4 protein-coding genes are annotated in these 4,450 nt (G+C 58.5%); 2 read left to right on the top strand and 2 right to left on the bottom strand.

From position 1 onward, the window contains the following. On the bottom strand, nucleotides 1–1,170 hold a 1,170-nt coding region (locus tag AAAB16_RS24330), incomplete at its 3' end, for an OprD family porin (RefSeq protein WP_340665661.1). 248 nt (nucleotides 1,171–1,418) lie between these two features. Between AAAB16_RS24330 and AAAB16_RS24325 the strand changes: the two genes are divergently transcribed. After that, nucleotides 1,419–2,300, top strand: coding sequence for a DMT family transporter (locus tag AAAB16_RS24325; protein WP_340665660.1), 882 nt, complete (start codon nucleotides 1,419–1,421; stop codon nucleotides 2,298–2,300). A gap of 67 nt (nucleotides 2,301–2,367) precedes the next feature. Here the strand turns inward: AAAB16_RS24325 and AAAB16_RS24320 are convergent, their stop codons facing one another. Beyond that, entirely contained in the window at nucleotides 2,368–3,702 is a 1,335-nt protein-coding gene (locus tag AAAB16_RS24320) for an MFS transporter (RefSeq protein WP_340665659.1), read from the bottom strand. 567 nt (nucleotides 3,703–4,269) lie between these two features. Here AAAB16_RS24320 and AAAB16_RS24315 point away from each other — a divergent pair. Then, nucleotides 4,270–4,450 (top strand): hypothetical protein (locus tag AAAB16_RS24315; protein ID WP_340665658.1); only part of this gene is annotated, 181 nt, incomplete at its 3' end.

Here is a 4,450-nt window from a genome sequence, read left to right as displayed (position 1 = left end):
GCTTTGGACGGTGTAGGCCAGCTCGGATTCGCGCCCCCATTCCTTGCCATCGGTGACGGTGCCGGAGTGCACGTTGTCGCCGCTGATATAGCGGTTCATCAGGGTCAGGCCGGGTACGCCAACGGCGGCAAAGTTGTAGTCGTGGCGCACTTGCCAGGAGCGTTCCTGGGCGTTGTCGTAGCTGGAGTTGTAGCTATCGTTGGCCAACGTTCCGCCACTGGTGCCGTTGACGCGCATCCAGGCGGTGTCGCCGGTGAGTTTTTGCAGGCCAACATAAAAGATGCTGCCGCCGTATTTGGCCGAGAGCAGGCCAAAGGCGGTTTTGTTGTCCATGTCGCCAGCCAGTTGGCTGCCGTCTTCTTTGCCGATGAAGTAGCCAAGGTTGGCGCCCAGGGTCCAGTCGCCGACCGGCTGGCTGTGCAGCAGGTTGAAGTATTGCTGGTGGTAGATGTCTTCCAATTCGGCGTACCACACGCCAACGGTGGTGCGCTTGTCGTTAAAGCTGTATTCGCCGCCAGCAAAGTTAAAGCGGTCGGAGGTGAAGGCCGCTTTGCCGAACATGCTCATGTCTTCCATGCTCGCGTCGTTGCGCGGGCTGTTCTGCCGGAATTGACCGCCGTACAGGGTCAGGCCGGTGATTTCCTGCGAGGTAACCTGGCCACCACGGAAGGTTTGCGGCAGCGAGCGACCATCATCGGAACGCAGAATTGGCAGCACCGGCATCCACTCGCCGACCTTCAATTCGGTGTTGGAAAACTTGGCTTTGGCCGCTACGCCCAGGCGGCCAAAGTTGTCGGCAGGGCGGCCGTCATCGTGGATCGGCAACAACTGCGTGCCGCCAGTGCCTTTGCCGCCGTCGAGTTTCTGCGAGTAGGTGCCCAGCACGTCCACACCAAAGCCCACCGGGCCTGGGGTGTAGCCGGATTTCACGTCGAGAATAAAGTTTTGCGTCCACTCTTCGGCCTTGTTCTGCGGGTTCGCCGCACTGGGGTAGGCCGGGTTGGTGAAGTTGCGGTTGAAGTAGGCGTTGCGCAGATTAAGCGTGGCCTTGGTGTCGTCGAAGAAGCCTTCGGCATGGCTCAGTGGGCTGAAACCCGCGACGGCCAGGGCGATCAGAGTCAGGGAGCGAGCAGGGCGCAGCGAGCCCTTGGGGGACGAAGTGTTGAGCATCGAGGTAGACCTTTTTTGTATTTATCGGTCATCGGAATCGCCACGCGATCAGCGCCGCAGGCGTTCAATGTGAGGTGCATAGTGAAAGTTGCGAGGAGAGGGTTCAATTCGATAATCGCCATTTCGTGCGTTTATCGAACAGTAATTAACCAGGTAGTACATTCGTGCTCTGCGCGGTCACGTTCTATAGTCCGGCGGCCGGTAAGCTGTTCTAACGTTTATACCGCCCGCCCATTTTTGAGATCCGCATGAGTCTGCCCAGCTCTCCGCTGTCCACCGCCCAGCAGCCGTTTCGCGGCATTTTGCTGATCCTGCTGGCGACCTTTCTGTTTGCCAGCCATGACGCCTTGTCCAAATACCTCTCCGGTTTTTACCCGGTGGTGATGGTGGTGTGGGCCCGTTATGTGGTGCACACCTTGTTGATGGCGGGGATCTTTCTGCCGCAGTCGGGCTTGCGCGTGTTGCGCAGTAAACGCCCCGGTTTGCAGCTGTTGCGCGCGGTGTGTTTGCTCGGTACCAGCCTGCTGTTTACCACCGGTATTCGCTATATCCCGTTGGCGGAAGCGACGGCGGTGAACTTCCTGGCGCCGTTGTTGGTGACGGCGTTGTCGGTGCCGCTGCTGGGTGAGCGCGTGAGTAAAGGCCAATGGGCCGCGGTATTGGTGGGCTTTTCCGGGGTGTTGGTGATCGTGCATCCGGGCGGCGAGTTGTTTACCCCGGCGGTGCTGTTGCCGTTTGGTTCGGCGCTGTGTTTTGGCGTGTACCAAATCCTTACGCGCATTCTTGCCAGTGTCGACAGCCCAACCACCAGCAACTTTTTTGCCGGGTTATGCAACACGTTGTTGGTGAGTTTGCTGGTGCCGTTTTTCTGGCAAGTGCCGACCTGGGGCCATGGCTTGCTGATGGTGGCGCTGGGCACCTGTGGCATGACCGCGCACCTGATGTTGACCCAGGCGTTTCGCTTTGCGGCTCCGGCATTGCTGGCGCCGTTTGGTTACTGCCAGATTGTGTTTGCCGGGCTGCTGGGCTTTGTGTTTTTTGCCCATACGCCATCGCTGAGCGCGTTGCTCGGCATTGCGATTATTTGCCTGAGTGGCTTGGCGGCGGCGTGGCTGCAGAAGCGACGATAAATTTTCCAGCGCCGCAAAAAAAAGAGGCCGAATTTTTCGGCCTCTTTTTTTGCGAAGATTTTGACCGTTAATGCACGTCCGGAATCTTGCGTGGCGCCATAAAGTACAGCCAGGTCAGGGCCAGGAAATACATGGTTGGGATCAAGGTAAACAGCACGGCGTAGTTGTTGTTGGTGACGGTCAGTACATAACCGACGATCTGGGTCATAAACATACCGCCAACCGCTGCGCACATGCCGCCAAAGCCAAACACGGTGCTCATCATGTGCTTGGGCGTGAAGTCCATGACCAGGCTCCAGATGTTCGCCGTCCAGGCTTGGTGCGCCCCCACGCCGAGGGCGATGGCCAGCACGGCAATCCACAGGCTGCTGGCATGCGCGGCAAACACCACGCAGACAATCGTGCAGGCAAATACCAGCATCGAGGCCAGCCGCGCTTTGATCGGGTTAACGCCACGGCCAATCAGCCACGACGACAACACGCCGCCACCAATGCTGCCGAAGTCAGCAGTCAGCCAGATAAGGATCAGCGGAATACCCATCTGCGACACGCTGATGCCCAGGTTGTATTGCTGGTTTAGAAACGGCGGTAACCAGTACAGGTAGAACCAGAACACCGGCGCGGTCATGGAGAAGGCGATGGCGAAGGCCCAGGTGCCGCGCATACGCAGGATTTCACGCAGCGGAACGCGTGCTTGAGCGGGCTCGTTGCTGTGCTGGATATAGTCCAGCTCGCTTTGCTTAACGGTTGGGTGATCTTCCGGGTTGAAGTATTTCAAGCCCCAGAACACCAGCCAGATGGCGCCCAGGCAGCCCATGCTGACAAACACCGCTTGCCAGCCCCACGCCACCAAAATCAGCGGCAACAGTGCGGGGGTGAGCATGGCGCCAACGTTGGTGCCGGCGTTAAAGATGCCGGTGGCCACCGCACGCTCACCGGCTGGGAACCAGATACGCGCCGTCTTCACGCAGGCCGGGTAGTTGGCTGCCTCGGTGAGACCGAGAATAAAGCGGCAGACCATAAAGCCAACCGCCGAGGTGGCCAGGCCATGGGCGCCGGTGGCCAGGCTCCACAACAGCACGGCAAAGAAGAAGGCGCGCTTGACGCCGACGCGGTCGATAAAGCGCCCTTGCAACAAGAAGCCGATGGCGTAACCGACCTGGAACCAGAAGTTGATATTGGCGTAGTCCATCGCCGTCCAGCTCATCTTCTCGGCGAGTACGGGTTGCATCACGCCCAGGGCGGCGCGGTCGATGTAGTTCAGGGTGGTGGCAAAAAATACCAGAGCGAGCATGCCCCAGCGGGTTTTACCCACGGCCATGGCGCCGCGAATTTTGTCGCCGATACCGGCATGGGGCGTGGCCGTTTGCGCGGCAGCGGGGGTGCTATTGGACTGAATCATGGGTGTGGCCATCCGTTCAAAGACTGCAAGGCAGTCGCGACTTCGACTCGGGACAGGCAGCGTGCGTTACGGCTCAGACCACAGGTGGCCGGAGGTGGGTAACGCGACAGGAGCCTGAAGCGTTGGGCAGCTTAGGCGCGGGAAGAACCCGGTCTAAGTGTTAGCGCTAGGCTCAGTGATAACGGTGGCGGGGCGAGGTAAGCGGTAGTCAGCATGAGGGTGTACCCGTTTTTTGAAATTGTTATGGTCTGCAGCATTGGGTTTGGTCTGTAGCGATTGCACTGCATCGGCCACTTTTGTAACGGCATGCACGGCGAGATGACCGATGAAGCGATTGCAATGTGGAACTGATGGTGGGAGCTGGCGAAAAAATCGTCAATTCGATAACCGGCCTTTTGTTCGATAATCGAACACAAAACTAACTGGTTCGTACAAAATTCTTTTCGCATTAAACACGATGGCGAATACTCCATGCACCCCTGATCCGCATCGGGCTCCTGACAACGTTGCCCTAGATGCCCCGACATGCCGCCTGCCCAGGCGCGCTTATAAAACAGGAGCACACGCATGCAACGTTCGATTGCCACCGTTTCCTTGAGCGGTACCCTGCCGGAAAAGCTTGAAGCCATTGCTGCCGCCGGTTTTGACGGGGTGGAAATCTTCGAAAATGACTTGCTCTACTACGCCGGCAGCCCGCGGGAAATCCGCCAGATGTGCGCCGACTTAGGTATAGCCATCACCCTGTTTC

Origin of the sequence: Pseudomonas sp. (assembly GCF_037994325.1) — a bacterium.
Taxonomy (GTDB): Bacteria; Pseudomonadota; Gammaproteobacteria; order Pseudomonadales; family Pseudomonadaceae; genus Aquipseudomonas.
Note: the sequence above shows the minus strand (reverse complement) of the source record. Positions and strands in the feature narration are given on the sequence as shown.

What these genes read in the sequence shown, in the direction of transcription:
- AAAB16_RS24320 (WP_340665659.1), bottom strand. Translation starts at nt 3,702, where the DNA reads ATGATTCAGTCCAATAGCACCCCCGCTGCCGCGCAAACGGCCACGCCC.
- AAAB16_RS24325 (WP_340665660.1), top strand. Translation starts at nt 1,419, where the DNA reads ATGAGTCTGCCCAGCTCTCCGCTGTCCACCGCCCAGCAGCCGTTTCGC.